The organism is Agromyces sp. NPDC057865 (assembly GCF_042796995.1).
In the GTDB taxonomy this organism is placed as follows: domain Bacteria; phylum Actinomycetota; class Actinomycetes; order Actinomycetales; family Microbacteriaceae; genus Agromyces.
On record NZ_JBHVMJ010000002.1, the window covers coordinates 514,778 to 529,228 of the forward strand.

The following is a 14,451-nucleotide window of genomic DNA, read 5'->3' on the forward strand; positions in this document are numbered from 1 at the left end:
TGCAGCGTGGCTGAACGAGCTGATGTCGTGTTCGTCGACGGGGTCCGCACCCCGTTCGGACGAGCCGGCGACAAGGGCATGTACTGGAACACGAGGGCCGACGACCTCGCCGTGAAGGCGATCACCGGACTCCTCGAGCGCAACCCGAACCTGCCCAAGGATCGTGTCGACGACGTGGCCATCGCCGCCACGACGCAGACGGGCGACCAGGGTCTCACCCTGGGCCGCACCGCCGCGATCCTCGCGGGCCTGCCGCTCAGCGTGCCGGGCTTCGCCATCGACCGCATGTGCGCCGGCGCCATGACCGCCGTGACCACCACCGGCTCGGGCATCGGCTTCGGCCAGTACGACGTCGTCATCGCCGGCGGCGTGGAGCACATGGGCCGCCACCCGATGGGCCTCGACGCCGACCCGAACCCGCGGTTCCTGGCCGAGAAGCTCGTGAACCCCGACGCGCTCAACATGGGCACGACGGCCGAGCGCCTCCACGACCGCTTCCCCGAGCTCACCAAGGAGCGCAGCGACCGCTTCGGCATGCGCAGCCAGCAGAAGGTGCAGGCCGCGTACGACGCCGGGCACATCCAGCCCGACCTCGTCCCCGTGGCGCTGCGCACCGAGGAGGGCTGGGGCCTCGCGACGGAAGACGAGGGCCGTCGTCCCGAGACCACCATGGACGGCCTCGCCACCCTCAAGACCCCGTTCCGGCCGCACGGCCGCGTGACGGCGGGCAACGCGTCACCGCTCACCGACGGCGCCACGGCCGCGATCCTGGCCAGCTCGGATGCCGCGAAGGAGCTCGGCCTCTCGGTCAAGATGCGCATGGTGAGCTTCGGCTTCGCCGGCGTGGAGCCCGAGGTCATGGGCATCGGCCCGATCCCCTCGACCGAGAAGGCGCTCAAGAACGCCGGCCTCACGATCGACGACATCGGCCTCTTCGAGCTCAACGAGGCGTTCGCCGTGCAGGTGCTGAGCTTCCTCGACCACTTCGGCATCGACGACGAGGACCCGCGCGTGAACCCGTGGGGCGGCGCGATCGCGATCGGCCACCCGCTCGCCGCGTCGGGCGTGCGCCTCATGCTCCAGCTCGCCCGCCAGTTCGAGCAGCACCCCGAGGTCCGCTACGGCCTCACCGCCATGTGCGTCGGCCTCGGGCAGGGCGGCAGCGTCATCTGGGAGAACCCGCACCACAAGCGCTACGGAAAGGGCCGCTGAGCGACATGACCGACTACTCGAAGATCGACTTCTCCGAGCTGGCGGCCGCGTTCGCCGACGACGAGGTCGTCACGCACTCGTACGTGCGCGACATCCGCCTGCCGTCCGGACGGGTCCTCGCCCTCATCACGCTCGACAACGGCCGCGACCACACGCGCCCGTCGACGCTCGGCCCCGTGACGATGCTCGAGCTCGGCGACCGGCTCGACGAACTTCAGGCACGCGCCGCGGCCGGCGAGATCCAGGCCGTCGCGATCACCGGCAAGCCGTACTTCCTCGCCGCCGGCGCCGACCTTTCGAAGGTCGGCGAGATCCCGAGCCGCGACATGGCGCTGAAGATGGGCCAGCTCGGCCACATGGTCTTCGGCAAGCTCGGCGAGCTCGGGGTGCCGTCGTTCACGTTCATCAACGGGCTCGCCCTCGGCGGCGGCCTCGAGGTCGCGCTGAACTCCGACTACCGCACCGTGGATGCCTCGGCGCCGGCGATCGCCCTGCCCGAGGTGTTCCTCGGCATCGTGCCGGCTTGGGGCGGCGCCTACCTCCTGCCGAACCTCATCGGCATCGAGAACGCCCTTCGCGTGGTCGTCGAGAACCCGCTGAAGAACAACCGCATGCTGAAGGCGAAGGACGCCCTCGACCTCGGAATCGCGGACGCGATGTTCTCGCCGGTGAACTTCCTCGAGGACTCGCTGAAGTGGGCCGACGGCGTGCTCGGCGGCACCATCACGGTGAAGCGCCCCAATGTCCCGGGCAAGCTCGAGCGGCTCGCCAAGTGGGACATCGCGATCAACATCGCCCGCAAGAGCCTCGAGGGCAAGATCGGCACGACCGCGAAGTCCCCGTACGTGGCGCTCGACCTGCTGAAGGCCGCGAAGGGCGGCACGAAGGCCGACGCGTTCGCCCGTGAGGACGAGGCGCTCGCCGACCTCGTCGCCGGCGACCAGTTCGTGGCGTCGATCTACGCGTTCAACCTCGTGCAGAAGCGCGCGAAGAGGCCGGCCGGTGCGCCCGCCAAGGAGCTCGCCCGCAAGGTCGCCAAGGTCGGCATCATCGGCGCCGGCCTCATGGCCAGCCAGTTCGCGCTACTGTTCGTGCGTCGCCTGCAGATCCCCGTGGTCATCACCGACCTCGACCAGGCCCGGGTCGACAAGGGCATCGCGTACATCCACGACGAGATCGGCACGCTCGAGCAGAAGGGCCGCATCGACGCCGACGAGGCCAACCGCCTCCGCGCGCTCGTGAGCGGCACGACCGACAAGGCGGACTTCGCCGACTGCGACTGGGTCATCGAGGCCGTCTTCGAGGACCTCGCCGTCAAGCAGCAGGTGTTCGCCGAGGTCGAGCCGCACCTGTCGGAGACCGCGATCCTCGCGACGAACACGTCGTCGCTCTCGGTCGAGCAGATCGGCGCGAAGCTCGCCCACCCCGAGCGCGTCGTCGGCTTCCACTTCTTCAACCCGGTGGCGGTCATGCCGCTCCTCGAGATCGTGAAGGCCCCGGCCACCGATGACGCGACGCTCGCCACGGCGTTCGCCGTCGCCGCGAAGCTCAAGAAGAGCGCCGTGCTCACCGCCGACGCTCCCGGGTTCGTCGTGAACCGCCTGCTCGCGAAGGTCATGGGCGAGGCCGCCCGCGCGGTCGACGAGGGCACCCCGGTGCCGGTCGTCGAGCGGGCGCTCGCGCCGATCGGCCTGCCGATGGGGCCGTTCGAGCTCATCGACCTCGTCGGCTGGGCCGTCGCAGCGCACGTGCAGGACACCATGGTCCGCGAGTTCCCCGAGCGGTTCTACTCCTCGGAGAACCTGCACGCGCTCGCGAAGCTCGGCGGCCCCGTCGTCGAGAAGGACAAGCACGGCAAGGTGACCGACCTCTCGAAGGACGCCAGGAAGGCGATCACCGTCGGCAAGACCCCCGTCGACGAGGCGACCATCCTGCGTCGCGTCGAGGACGAGCTCGCCCGCGAGATCAAGCTCATGCTCGACGAGGAGGTCGTCGCGGCGGCCGAGGACATCGACCTGTGCCTCATCCTCGGCGCGGGCTGGCCGTTCCAGGCGGGCGGGGCGACGCCCTACCTCGATCGGGTCGGCGCGTCCGAGCGTGCGTTCGGCGACACGTTCCACCACCCGCCCATCCGCGGGGTGGGTATGAAGCAGGCCGCGGCGGTCGCGTAGCGGCATCCGTCAGAGGGGCCCGTGACGTTCACACGTCACGGGCCCCTTCTTATTCATCGACGTACAGTCAGCATCCGTGCTAGTTTCTGAACATGTTCAGTTCTGAGACCGAGTCGCTCACGAAGAGCGAGCGCACCCGGGCGAACCTCCGTGAGACCGCGCTCCATTCGTTCCGCGAACTCGGCTACGACGCGACGACCATCCGCCTCATCGCCCAAGAGACCGGCGTCTCGGTGGGCACGACGCACTACCACTTCCCGTCGAAGCATCACCTCGTGCAGGAGCTCTACCTCGACGTCCAGCAGGCGCACCTGGACGTCGCGCTCCCCCTGCTGGACTCGACGAACGATCTGGTGGAGCGCCTCGGTATCGTCTACCGCACCGGGCTGGACGGTCTCGCGCCCTATCATCCGTTCGCTCCGGAGTTCCTCTCCGCGGCCGTCTCACCGCGCTCGCCCATCAACCCGCTCTCGACCGAGTCCGCCCCAGCGCTCGCGATCGTGGTCGACCTGTTCCGTGCCGCCGTTGACGGCGCGAAGCACTCGCTTCCTGTCGACATCGCCCGCAGGCTCCCCGACGCACTCGTGCTCGGACACCTTCTGCTTGCGCTCTTCTGGGTCTACGACCGCTCACCAGGGCAGGAACGTTCGTTCCAGTTGCTTGATCGAGGGCTCCGCATCCTTCGCGGCGCCCTGCCGCTCGCGCGGATTCCGCTCCTGCGGACACCGCTGCGCGAGGCACTCGACCTGATTGCGGAGGTGCGCGCATGAGTGCCGAGGACGCAGCCGGCTTCGGAGTCGAGAGCCCCCGTTCCCCCGAGCAGCCGATGGCGTTCAGCGTCGGCGAGTTCAAGGGTGGGGTCTTCAGAGCATGGGGATGGTTCCTGCTCTGCTCGCTCCCGGCGTTCCTCTTCGTCCCTCCTGCTCTGGGTTGGAGTGGGGTCTACGGGAATCCGGTGGAACCACTGCTCTCGACGATCCCACTCGCCTTGGTCGTCTACCTGCCGATCGGATTCCCGCTCGTGGTGCTGCCATGGTCGATCGCTGCAGCCCTGCTCGGGTCGCCGTTCGCGTACACACTCGGAATGTCGCTGCGCCGGGTCCAGGCCCTGTGGGTGCACCTCGCCGCATTCACTGTGCTCGGCGTCGGGATCGGCGTCGCGACCGCTGCGATCGCCGTCATCACGGAGCTCCTCCCGGCGCCGGCGATGGTCGGCTTCGTGCTCGCTTCCGGGATCGCGGTGCCGTTGGGCTGGTACCGGACGGTGCGGCGCGCACTCGAGAACGACGAGCTCGCAGCGGCATCCGTCGATGCCGTCCCAGGACTGCCCGGTGCCTGATCCGAGCCTGAACCTCTTGGTGCCGAGTCTTCGCACGGCCGAACGCCCCATGGCGTTCACGTTCGGCGAGTTCATGCGCGGGGCATTCTTCGCCTGCGGCTGGTTCTGGTTGTTCTCGCTGGCCTGCTTCCCGATCGCCGCCGCCATGGGGTGGTACGACCTTGCGACTTGGGTGACTGCAACCTTCTACACGGCGGTGCTCGGCGGGGTCATCGTCGTCCCGGCCGCCATGCTCGCGGCGCTCATCGTCTGGTCGCCGATCGCATACGTGCTCGGCTGGTCACTGCGCAGGGTCGGTTCATTCCGAGCGCACCTCACGGCGTTCGCGGCACTCGGCCTAGTCATTGGCACGACCAGCGCGTCTGCGGTGTTCCTCGTCTTCTTCACGGCGCAGCCGGCCGGAGCGATCCCGTTCGCCGTCGCGGCTGCCCTCGCAGTTCCGCTCGGCTGGTATCGCACGGCGAGATTCGCCGTTCGCGCCTGCACCGAGCTCGCGAAGCAACCCAGCTAGACGCGCGGCTGGGAGCCCGTGTCGCTCGAGACCTGCTCGAGGCCCGCACCGCGTGCGTGCGGCAGCTTGGAGCCGAGCACCATGGCGGTCACGTCGCGCGCGATGTGCTGCGGGGTGAGGCCGACGCGCTCGAGGATGTCGCCGCGCGAGCCGTGCTCGAGGAACTCGTCGGGCAGGCCGATCTCGGTCACCGCGGTGTCGACGTCGGCCTCGCGGAGGTCCTGGCGGATGCGCGTGCCGATGCCGCCGACGCGGATCCCGTCTTCCAGGCTGACCACGATGCGGTGATCGCGCGCGAGGTCGATGACGCTGCCCGGCACGGGAACGACCCAGCGCGGGTCCACGACGGTCGCGCCGATCCCCTGCGCCTCGAGGCGCTCGGCGACCTGCAGCCCGATGCCGGCCATCGGGCCGACGGTGACGAGCAGCACGTCCTTGCGCGTCGACTCGGCGAGCACGTCGACGCCGTCGCCGGTGCGCCGGATCGCGTCGTAGTCGACGCCGACCGTGCCCTTCGGGAAGCGCAGCACGGTGGGTGCGTCGCCGACCTGGACCGCCTCGGCCAGCTCCTCAGCGAGGCGCACCGAGTCGCGGGGCGCGGCGATGCGGATGCCGGGCACGACCTGCAGGATCGAGAGATCCCACACGCCGTGGTGGCTCGGGCCGTCGGGACCGGTGACGCCGGCGCGGTCGAGCACGAACGTGACGCCGGCCTTGTGCAGCGCGACATCCATCAGCACCTGGTCGAACGCGCGATTGATGAACGTGGCGTAGACGGCGACGACGGGGTGGAGGCCGCCGAACGCGAGGCCGGCCGCGGAGGTCGCGGCGTGCTGCTCGGCGATGCCGACGTCGAACACGCGGTTCGGGAAGCGCTCAGCCATGCGGTGCAGGCCCGTCGGGCGGAGCATGGCCGCGGTGATGCCCACGAGGCGTTCGTTGTGCTCCGCGAGCCGCACGAGCTCGTCGGCGAACACGCTCGTCCACGAGGGCGCCGATGCCTTCTCGAGCGACTCCCCCGTCTCGGGGTCGATCTGGCCCACGGCGTGGAACTGGTCGGCGATGTCGCGACGCGCGGGCTCGTAACCACGGCCCTTGTCGGTGATGGCGTGCACGATGACGGGCGCGCCGTAGTCCTTGGCCTGCCGGAGCGCCTCCTCCATGGCGCGCTCGTCGTGCCCGTCGACCGGGCCGAGGTACTTGATGTCGAGGTTGGAGTAGAGCGCCTCGTTGCCGGTGAATCGGCTGAGGAAGCCGTGCAGCCCCCCGCGCACGCCTCGGTAGAACGCTCGAGCCGGCCCGCCGAGCCGATCGGCCGCACGGCTGCTCGACAGATGCAGGTTGCGATACGCCTGCCGCGTGCGCACGGCGCTGAGGAACCGCCCCATGCCGCCGATCGTGGGCGCGTAGGAACGACCGTTGTCGTTCACGATGACGACGAGCTTGCGGGTGTTGTCGTCGGAGATGTTGTTGAGCGCCTCCCACGTCATGCCGCCCGTCAGCGCGCCGTCGCCGACGACGGCGACGACGTGCCGGTCGCTCTGGCCCGTCATCTCGAATGCCTTCGAGATGCCGTCGGCCCACGAGAGGGAGCTCGACGCGTGCGAGCTCTCGACGATGTCGTGCTCGGACTCCGACCGCTGGGGGTAGCCCGCGAGACCGCCCGTCTGGCGCAGCGTCGAGAGGTCGCGTCGGCCGGTGAGGAGCTTGTGCACGTAGGACTGGTGACCGGTGTCGAACACGATCGCGTCGCGCGGGGACTGGAACACCCGGTGGATGGCGAGGGTCATCTCGACGACGCCGAGGTTCGGCCCCAGGTGACCGCCCGTCTTCGACACGGATGCCACGAGGTACTCGCGGATCTCCGCCGCGAGCTGCTCGAGCTGCTCGTGACTCAGCGCATCGAGGTCGCGCGGTCCCGAGATGTTCTCGAGCAGGGTCATGGGATGGAGCCTCCGGTGGTCCGGGCGGCCGCGGCCGCGGATCGAATCGAGTCTACGCCGGGCTCTCTGGGAGGCCGGGAAGAGTTCGGGGCGGCCGGCGCATCCGCCGACCGCCCCGAAGGCGACGCCGCCCTAGACGAGCGAACGCAGCACGTACTGCAGGATGCCGCCGTTGCGGTAGTAGTCCGCCTCACCGGGGGTGTCGATGCGCACGACCGCGTCGAACTCGACGGTCTGCTTGCCCTCGGGCGAGTGCTCGCTCGGCTCGGCGACCACGTGCACGGTGCGCGGCGTGGTGCCGTCGTTGAGCTGCTCGAGGCCCGTGATCGAGACGACCTCGGTGCCGTCGAGCCCGAGCGAGTCCGCGGTCTCGCCCGCCGGGAACTGCAGCGGCACGACGCCCATGCCGATGAGGTTCGAGCGGTGGATGCGCTCGAAGCTCTCGGTGATGACGGCCTTCACGCCGAGCAGGTTCGTGCCCTTGGCGGCCCAGTCGCGGCTCGAGCCCGATCCGTACTCCTTGCCGCCGAAGATGACGAGCGGGGTGCCCTGCGCCTGGTAGTTCATCGACGCGTCGTAGATGAACGACTGCGGGCCGCCCTCCTGGGTGAAGTCGCGCGTGAAGCCGCCCTCGACGCCGTCGAGGAGCTGGTTCTTCAGGCGGATGTTCGCGAACGTGCCGCGGATCATGACCTCGTGGTTGCCGCGACGCGAGCCGTAGGAGTTGAAGTCCTTGCGGTCGACGCCGTGCTCGGTGAGGTACTGGCCCGCGGGGCTGTCGGCCTTGATCGAGCCGGCCGGCGAGATGTGGTCGGTGGTGACCGAGTCGCCGAGCTTCGCGAGCACGCGCGCGCCGGCGATGTCGGTCACCGGCGTGGTCTCGAGGGTCATCCCCTCGAAGTACGGCGGACGGCGCACGTAGGTCGACTCGGCGTCCCACTCGAAGATGGCACCCGTCGGGGTGGGGAGGGTGCGCCAACGCTCGTCGCCCTCGAAGACGCTCGCGTACTGCTGCGTGAACATCTCCTCGTTGATCGACTCGTCGATCGTCTTCTGCACCTCGGCCGCGTCGGGCCAGATGTCCTTGAGGAAGACGTCGTTGCCGTCGGTGTCGGTGCCGAGCGCGTCGGTCTCGAAGTCGAAGTTCATCGAGCCGGCGAGCGAGTACGCGATCACGAGCGGCGGGCTCGCGAGGTAGTTCATCTTCACGTCGGGGTTGATGCGGCCCTCGAAGTTGCGGTTGCCCGAGAGCACCGCGGTCACGGCGAGGTCGTTCTCCTGCACCGCGGCCGAGACCTCCTCGATGAGCGGGCCCGAGTTGCCGATGCACGTGGTGCAGCCGTAGCCGACCGTGAAGAAGCCGAGGTCCTCGAGGTCCTGGGTGAGTCCGGCCTTCTCGTAGTAGTCGGTGACGACCTTCGACCCCGGCGCGAGGGTGGTCTTCACCCACGGCTTGGCCTTCAGGCCCTTCTTCACCGCGTTGCGGGCGAGGAGGCCCGCGGCGAGCATGACCGACGGGTTCGAGGTGTTCGTGCACGACGTGATCGCCGCGATCGTCACCGCGCCGTGGTCGAGCGTGTAGCTCTCGCCGCCGGCGGCGTCGACCCGCGTGGGCTTCGACGCCGACTTGGGCGCGTGCGAGTGGTGGTGGTGGACGTGGACGTTGTACTCGTCTTCAGGGGTGTTGCCGGGCGGGTCGGATGCCGGGAACGACTCGGCGATCTCGAGGTCGACGAGGTCGTGCTCGACGTCGGCGTAGTCGGTGAGGTCCTTCTCGAACTGCGCCTTCGCGTCGGCGAGGATGATGCGGTCCTGCGGCCGCTTCGGGCCGGCGATCGACGGCACCACGGTCGACAGGTCGAGCTCGAGGTACTCCGAGTAGACGGCCTCGTTCGCGGGGTCGTGCCAGAGGTGCTGCACCTTCGAGTAGGCCTCGACGAGCGCGAGCTGCTCCTCGCTGCGACCGGTGAGGCGCAGGTACTCGATGGTCACGTCGTCGATCGGGAAGATCGCCGCGGTCGAGCCGAACTCGGGGCTCATGTTGCCGATCGTGGCGCGGTTGGCGAGCGGTACGGATGCCACGCCCGAGCCGTAGAACTCGACGAACTTGCCGACCACGCCGTGCTTCCGAAGAATGTCGGTGATCGTGAGCACGACGTCGGTCGCGGTGACGCCCATGGGGATCTCGCCCGAGAGCTTGAAGCCGACGACCTTCGGGATGAGCATCGAGACGGGCTGGCCGAGCATGGCCGCCTCGGCCTCGATCCCGCCGACGCCCCAGCCGAGCACGCCGAGGCCGTTGACCATCGTGGTGTGCGAGTCGGTGCCGACGCAGGTGTCGGGGTAGGCACGGGTCACGCCGTCTACGTCGCGGTCGTAGATGACCTTCGCGAGGTGCTCGATGTTCACCTGGTGCACGATGCCGGTACCGGGCGGCACGACCTTGAAGTCGTCGAACGCGGTCTGGCCCCAGCGGAGGAACTGGTAGCGCTCGCCGTTGCGCTCGTACTCGATCTCGACGTTGCGCTCGAGCGCGTTCTCGCTGCCGAAGAGGTCGGCGATGACCGAGTGGTCGATGACCATCTCGGCGGGCGAGAGCGGGTTGATGCGGTTGGGGTCGCCGCCGAGCGCGAGGACGGCCTCGCGCATGGTGGCGAGGTCGACGATGCATGGCACGCCGGTGAAGTCCTGCATGACCACGCGCGCGGGCGTGAACTGGATCTCGGTGTCGGGCTCGGCGGTGGGGACCCAGGAGCCGAGCGCCTCGATCTGCGACTTCGTGACGTTGGCGCCGTCTTCAGTGCGGAGGAGGTTCTCGAGGAGCACCTTCAGGCTGAACGGCAGCTTCTCGTGGCCGGGCACCGTGTCGAGACGGTAGATCTCATAGGACTGGTCACCGACATGGAGCGTGTCCTTCGCCCCGAAACTGTTCACTGCAGACACGATGTCCTCTCCTTCGCGGATGCCGCGCGAGCACGCGCGCGACGCTCCATCTTCTCCGTCAGACAGGGGGCTGATCCAGCAAGGCTCACCTAAGCGTGCCACGGACCGGCACCGTCATGGGGACGGATTTATCTTGACGTCGAGATAACTGTATCACTCGGCGGAGCGCGCGGCCGACGGGTAGACCGCTCTCACGACGAGCCACGTGAACACCAGCACCAGGGCGTAGAGCGGCACGCCCATGAGCAGTCGCGTCACGCCGAGCGCCTCGACGTTGTCGACGAGGTAGAGCGGCACCTGCACGACGAGCCGGGCGACGAAGAGCCCGATCCACACCAGGGTGAGGAACTGCGCGGCCCGGTACTTCCGCTTGTCCTCGCGCCACGCCACGCCGTCGCCCATCAGGAAGCCCACGATGAGCCCGATGGCCGGCCAGCGCACCAGGAGCGAGATCAGCAGCGCCACAGCGTAGGCCGCGTTCGTGAAGAACCCGAGCACGTAGTTGTCGCGCGCATCGCCGGTCCAGAGCGCGAGCGCGGCCGACGCGATCACGCCGATGAGGCCGGCGATCGCCTGCGTGGGCTGGCCGCGCGTGAAGATCCGGGCGAGCGTGAACACGACCGCGAGCCCCACGGATGCCGCGAGGGCCGGCACGAGCGCGGCTTGCGGGTCCTGGCCGGCGACGCTCGTCAGCAGGCTGTACGTCGTGAGGAAGACGAGGCCGGGCAGCAGCGCCTCGAGGATGCCGCGCACTCCCCCGACGGCCGTGAGCAGGTCGCGGCCGGTCAGCTTCTCCTCGCGCGCGAGCGCGCCGAGTCCGCTCTTCTCCGCCGCGGCGGCGAACTGGCGGGCGAACTCGCCCGAGTCGGGGCGGTCGGCAGCGCCGGCGGCGTTCGCGTCGGCGGCTGGCGTCGCGTCAGCGACGGAGCCGGCGTCGGTGTCGCCGCCGACGGGTACCTGGTCCGCCGCGGGCCGCGCCGCAGCATCCGATCGCTCGTCGTGCCTGGGATCGCGCTCGGCGTCGGGTCCCTGCATCGTTATGCGGTGGGCGCGCCGGACGAGGCGGCCGGCATGCGCAGCGGGATGAGGTCGCGCGGCGGCATGGGCGTCGAGCCGCGAACGACGACGATCGAGCGGAAGAGGTCCTCCACCTGGGCGGCCGCGGCGGGGTCGACCGCCGCCTCACCGGCGATCACGCCGCGCAGGAACCAGCGCGGGCCGTCGACGCCGATGAATCGGGCGAGGCGCATGTGCCCGGCCTGGCCCTCGGCGGCGGCCACGGGGATCTGGGCGAGCAGCTCGGGGCCGAAGGCGCCCTCGCGCACGGTGGTGGTGCCGCCCTGACGGGCGATCTGGTCGGCGATCTGGGCCCGGATCTCGTGCCACAGCCCGCTCGAGCGGGGTGCGGCGAACGGCTGCACCTGCAGCGTCGAGTTCGCGTAGTCGAGGCCGATCGCGACGACCCGCTTCGTGCCCTCCTCCACCTCGAGGCGGAGGTGCAGGCCCTCGCGAGGCAGCACCTTCACGCCGCCGAGGTCGACGTAGGGCCGCACGGGGTTGGCTTCGGACTCGTCGAACGGGCCGGCGGTGGCCCGGTCCTCGGGTGCGGACTTGGGCTGGTCGACGGGGACCTCGTCGACGTTCTCGATGTCGCTCACGCGTTCACTCCTGACTTGTGCTCCCCGAATCCCGTGGAGCCGAATCCCCCCTCGCCGCGCAGGCTCCCGGGGAGCCGCTCGACCTCGACGAACCGCGCCCGGCTGACCGGCATGACGACGAGCTGGGCGATCCGGTCGCCCGCCTCGATCGTGTAGGCCTCGCTGGCGTCGGTGTTGAGCAGTGCGACCTTGATCTCGCCGCGGTATCCGGCGTCGACCGTGCCGGGCGCGTTCACGATCGTGATGCCGTGCTTGAACGCGAGCCCCGACCGCGGGACGACGAATGCGACATAGCCGTCGGGCAGTGCGACCGCGACGCCCGTGCTCACCGTGGCCCGTTCACCGGGGCCCAGGAGGACGGACTCTGCGGCATGGAGATCGGCGCCCGCGTCGCCCGGATGGGCGTACGACGGGACGCGATCGGCCGTGATCAGCACATCGACGGAATCGGTCACTGTTCGAGGGTAGTGCAGAAGTCTGGTCTGATAGTTCCATGCCCGACTACCGCGAGAAGCTGTGGCCGTCGCCCTGGATCTACATCGCGACGCTGCTGCTCGTCCCCGCGAGCATCCTCGTGCTCGCCCCTGTCTCGCTGCCGGCCGGCATCGTGACCGGCATCGTGCTCTACATCGCCGCGGTGGGGTCGCTGACCCTCACCGCGCCGGTCATCGAGGTGCGCGATCGGATGCTGCGGGCCGGCCGCGCCCAGATCTCCCTCGACTACACGGGCGAGGCGGTCGCCGCCTTCGATGCGGCCGCGCGCATCGAACGGGGCACGGGACTCGACGCGCGCGCGTACCTCGTGATCCGCGGCTGGGTGCACCCCGTCGTGCGCGTGCCCATCACGGATCCCGCCGATCCGGCGCCGTACTGGCTGCTGTCGAGCCGTCGGCCCAAAGAACTGGCCGCCGTGATCAACGGATCACGACGGCCGGAGCGTGGGGAGGACGCGACCTAGGAGGCGCACTCCATGCAGATCGGACCCAGCTTGGTCTCGTGGTCGATCTGCGAGCGGTGCTTCACGAGGAAGCAGTTCACGCACGTGAACTCATCGGCCTGCGGGGGCAGCACCACGACGTCGAGCTCGACGTCGGAGAGGTCGGCTCCGGGCAGGTCGAAGCCACCGGGGTTGTCGGCGTCTTCGACGTCCACCACACCGGACATCTTGTCGGGGACGCGCTCCTTCAGGGCCTCGATCGACTCGGAGTCGTCTTCGGTCTTGCGCGGTGCGTCGTAATCCGTTGCCATTCCCATCCATTTCCTCATCGCCGAAGATTCGGCGGCCATAGTCTGCATTAAATCGGTGGCGTAAGCAAACCACTTGCGTCCCGATTGCACGGCTGTGCTGACCGGCTACCTGCTCAACTTCCGGCGCGCCCACGCTATTCCCGAAGGCTCCGCATCGCCCGTGGCATCCTTGGGCGGAGACGAAGGCACGGAAGGGCTTGTCGCGATGCAGGAACTGAAGGTAATCGGAGTCGAGAACGGCGCGCTCCTCGCCGCCTCCGACGATGGCGCACGCTTCCGGATCGAGATCGACGAGGTGCTGCAGTCGCGGATCCGCCAGGCGCAACCCGAGACGCACACCGGGCCGAAGCCCTCGCCGCGCGAGGTGCAGTCGCTCATCCGCTCCGGCCTCTCCGCCGACGACGTGGCGCAGGTCACCGGGGCATCCGTCGACTACGTCCGCCGCTTCGAGGGCCCCGTCCTCGCCGAGCGCGAGCACGTCGTGAGGTCCGCGCTGGCCGTTCCCGTGCACGTCACGGTGGAGGTCGACCCCAACGACGACCCGCCCACGTTCGGCAGCGTCATCCGCGACCGCCTCGCCAAGCTCGGCGCACACGGCGAACGCTGGGCGAGCTGGAAGGACGAGGAACGCGGCTGGATCGTGAAGCTCGAGTTCACGGCCGACGCGATCGACCACGACGCCCGCTGGGGATTCGAGCCGCGCAAGCAGTCGCTGCACCCGATGAACGGCGAGGCGACGACGCTCTCGCAGCAGGGCGAGCTGAAGGGCGGCCTCATCCCCCGACTGCGCGCCGTCGCACCCGAGTCCGACGAGTCCCGCTTCGACAGCGGCGCCTTCACCTTCGACGAGCCCGAGTTCGGCGAGCACGACACCGCGCCGCACCTCGAGCCGCTCCCCTATGCCCGCACGACGCCCGCGACCTCGAGCCCGGCCGTCACGCGCGCCGCCATCAAGCGCGCCGACGAGCCGAAGGAGTCGATGGGCGAGACCGCCGATCTGCTGGAGGCGCTGCGACGCCGGCGCGGGGAGCGCGAGTCCGCCGCCGCCGAGCCGGAGCAGCCGCAGCTCCCGCTGCCGCTCGCTCCGGCGCCGACGCAGGCGGCCGAGACGCCGAAGGCCCAGCCCGCCGAGGCCACGCCCGAGGAGAAGCCCGGCACGGCCGCCCGCGCACTCTGGGGCGGCAAGCCGTCGGGCGCGTCGAGCAAGCCCGCCAACGGCTCGGGAGGCTCGCAGCGACCCGCGAAGAAGGGCCGTGCGTCGATGCCGAGCTGGGACGAGATCGTCTTCGGCGCGCGATCCGACGACGACCTGGCCTGACCCCTCCGCCGCATCAGCACCGACGCGCGCAGCGTCGTCGTTCCTCGCGCCCTGCCGCTTTCGCCACGCCCGGTGCTATCATTCGAACATATGTTCGAACGTGGTGGA

Annotated in this window: 13 protein-coding genes; 7 read left to right on the forward strand and 6 right to left on the reverse strand. The window is 69.7% G+C overall.

Going from position 1 to position 14,451, the window contains the following annotated elements; translation table 11 throughout:
• The first annotated feature begins 6 nt into the window (after positions 1 to 6).
• The 5 genes from ACFVN5_RS10060 (at position 7) to ACFVN5_RS10080 (ending at position 5,233) form a co-directional block, all read left to right on the forward strand.
• On the forward strand, positions 7 to 1,212 hold the full coding sequence (locus ACFVN5_RS10060) for a thiolase family protein (protein ID WP_376954925.1): 1,206 nt from the start codon (positions 7 to 9) through the stop codon (positions 1,210 to 1,212).
• 5 nt (positions 1,213 to 1,217) lie between these two features.
• Positions 1,218 to 3,383, forward strand: a complete 2,166-nt coding sequence (locus ACFVN5_RS10065) for a 3-hydroxyacyl-CoA dehydrogenase NAD-binding domain-containing protein (protein ID WP_376954926.1) — start codon at positions 1,218 to 1,220, stop codon at positions 3,381 to 3,383.
• Between the two features lie 92 nt (positions 3,384 to 3,475).
• The gene (locus tag ACFVN5_RS10070) at positions 3,476 to 4,153 is read left to right on the forward strand and encodes a TetR/AcrR family transcriptional regulator (protein ID WP_376954927.1); all 678 of its coding nucleotides are present in this window, start codon (positions 3,476 to 3,478) and stop codon (positions 4,151 to 4,153) included.
• Positions 4,150 to 4,722, forward strand: coding sequence for a hypothetical protein (locus ACFVN5_RS10075; protein WP_376954928.1), 573 nt, complete (start codon positions 4,150 to 4,152; stop codon positions 4,720 to 4,722). Before ACFVN5_RS10070 ends, ACFVN5_RS10075 begins: the two co-directional genes overlap by 4 nt.
• The gene (locus ACFVN5_RS10080; protein ID WP_376954929.1) at positions 4,715 to 5,233 is read left to right on the forward strand and encodes a hypothetical protein; all 519 of its coding nucleotides are present in this window, start codon (positions 4,715 to 4,717) and stop codon (positions 5,231 to 5,233) included. The genes ACFVN5_RS10075 and ACFVN5_RS10080 overlap by 8 nt, the downstream gene beginning before the upstream one ends.
• Here ACFVN5_RS10080 and dxs read toward each other — a convergent pair.
• The 5 genes from dxs to dut form a co-directional block, all read right to left on the reverse strand.
• The gene (dxs, locus tag ACFVN5_RS10085) at positions 5,230 to 7,176 is read right to left on the reverse strand and encodes a 1-deoxy-D-xylulose-5-phosphate synthase (RefSeq protein ID WP_376954930.1); all 1,947 of its coding nucleotides are present in this window, start codon (positions 7,174 to 7,176) and stop codon (positions 5,230 to 5,232) included. The two genes, ACFVN5_RS10080 and dxs, sit on opposite strands and share 4 nt — an antisense overlap.
• A 132-nt stretch (positions 7,177 to 7,308) precedes the next feature.
• Entirely contained in the window at positions 7,309 to 10,119 is a 2,811-nt protein-coding gene (gene acnA, locus ACFVN5_RS10090; RefSeq protein ID WP_376954932.1) for an aconitate hydratase AcnA, read from the reverse strand.
• Positions 10,120 to 10,272: 153 nt separating this feature from the next.
• On the reverse strand, positions 10,273 to 11,154 hold the full coding sequence (locus ACFVN5_RS10095; RefSeq protein WP_376954933.1) for a DUF3159 domain-containing protein: 882 nt from the start codon (positions 11,152 to 11,154) through the stop codon (positions 10,273 to 10,275).
• 2 nt (positions 11,155 to 11,156) lie between these two features.
• Entirely contained in the window at positions 11,157 to 11,777 is a 621-nt protein-coding gene (locus ACFVN5_RS10100) for a DUF3710 domain-containing protein (RefSeq protein WP_376954934.1), read from the reverse strand.
• Positions 11,774 to 12,232 carry a dUTP diphosphatase gene (dut, locus tag ACFVN5_RS10105; protein WP_376954935.1) on the reverse strand — a complete coding sequence of 153 codons (459 nt, stop codon included), beginning with the start codon at positions 12,230 to 12,232 and terminating at the stop codon, positions 11,774 to 11,776. The genes ACFVN5_RS10100 and dut overlap by 4 nt, the downstream gene beginning before the upstream one ends.
• 38 nt (positions 12,233 to 12,270) lie before the next feature.
• Between dut and ACFVN5_RS10110 the strand changes: the two genes are divergently transcribed.
• The gene (locus ACFVN5_RS10110; protein ID WP_376954936.1) at positions 12,271 to 12,735 is read left to right on the forward strand and encodes a DUF3093 domain-containing protein; all 465 of its coding nucleotides are present in this window, start codon (positions 12,271 to 12,273) and stop codon (positions 12,733 to 12,735) included.
• Here ACFVN5_RS10110 and ACFVN5_RS10115 read toward each other — a convergent pair.
• The gene (locus ACFVN5_RS10115) at positions 12,732 to 13,025 is read right to left on the reverse strand and encodes a DUF4193 domain-containing protein (RefSeq protein ID WP_148734830.1); all 294 of its coding nucleotides are present in this window, start codon (positions 13,023 to 13,025) and stop codon (positions 12,732 to 12,734) included. The genes ACFVN5_RS10110 and ACFVN5_RS10115 overlap by 4 nt on opposite strands.
• Positions 13,026 to 13,230: 205 nt before the next feature.
• On the opposite strand from ACFVN5_RS10115, the gene sepH reads away from it, so the two are divergent.
• Entirely contained in the window at positions 13,231 to 14,343 is a 1,113-nt protein-coding gene (gene sepH, locus ACFVN5_RS10120) for a septation protein SepH (RefSeq protein ID WP_376954937.1), read from the forward strand.
• Positions 14,344 to 14,451: the final 108 nt, after the last annotated feature.

Coding starts and splice junctions, on each gene's coding strand:
- ACFVN5_RS10065 (WP_376954926.1), top strand. CDS start 1,218: ATGACCGACTACTCGAAGATCGACTTCTCCGAGCTGGCGGCCGCGTTC.
- ACFVN5_RS10070 (WP_376954927.1), top strand. CDS start 3,476: ATGTTCAGTTCTGAGACCGAGTCGCTCACGAAGAGCGAGCGCACCCGG.
- ACFVN5_RS10075 (WP_376954928.1), top strand. CDS start 4,150: ATGAGTGCCGAGGACGCAGCCGGCTTCGGAGTCGAGAGCCCCCGTTCC.
- dxs (WP_376954930.1), bottom strand. CDS start 7,176: ATGACCCTGCTCGAGAACATCTCGGGACCGCGCGACCTCGATGCGCTG.
- ACFVN5_RS10095 (WP_376954933.1), bottom strand. CDS start 11,154: ATGCAGGGACCCGACGCCGAGCGCGATCCCAGGCACGACGAGCGATCG.
- ACFVN5_RS10110 (WP_376954936.1), top strand. CDS start 12,271: ATGCCCGACTACCGCGAGAAGCTGTGGCCGTCGCCCTGGATCTACATC.
- ACFVN5_RS10115 (WP_148734830.1), bottom strand. CDS start 13,025: ATGGCAACGGATTACGACGCACCGCGCAAGACCGAAGACGACTCCGAG.
- sepH (WP_376954937.1), top strand. CDS start 13,231: ATGCAGGAACTGAAGGTAATCGGAGTCGAGAACGGCGCGCTCCTCGCC.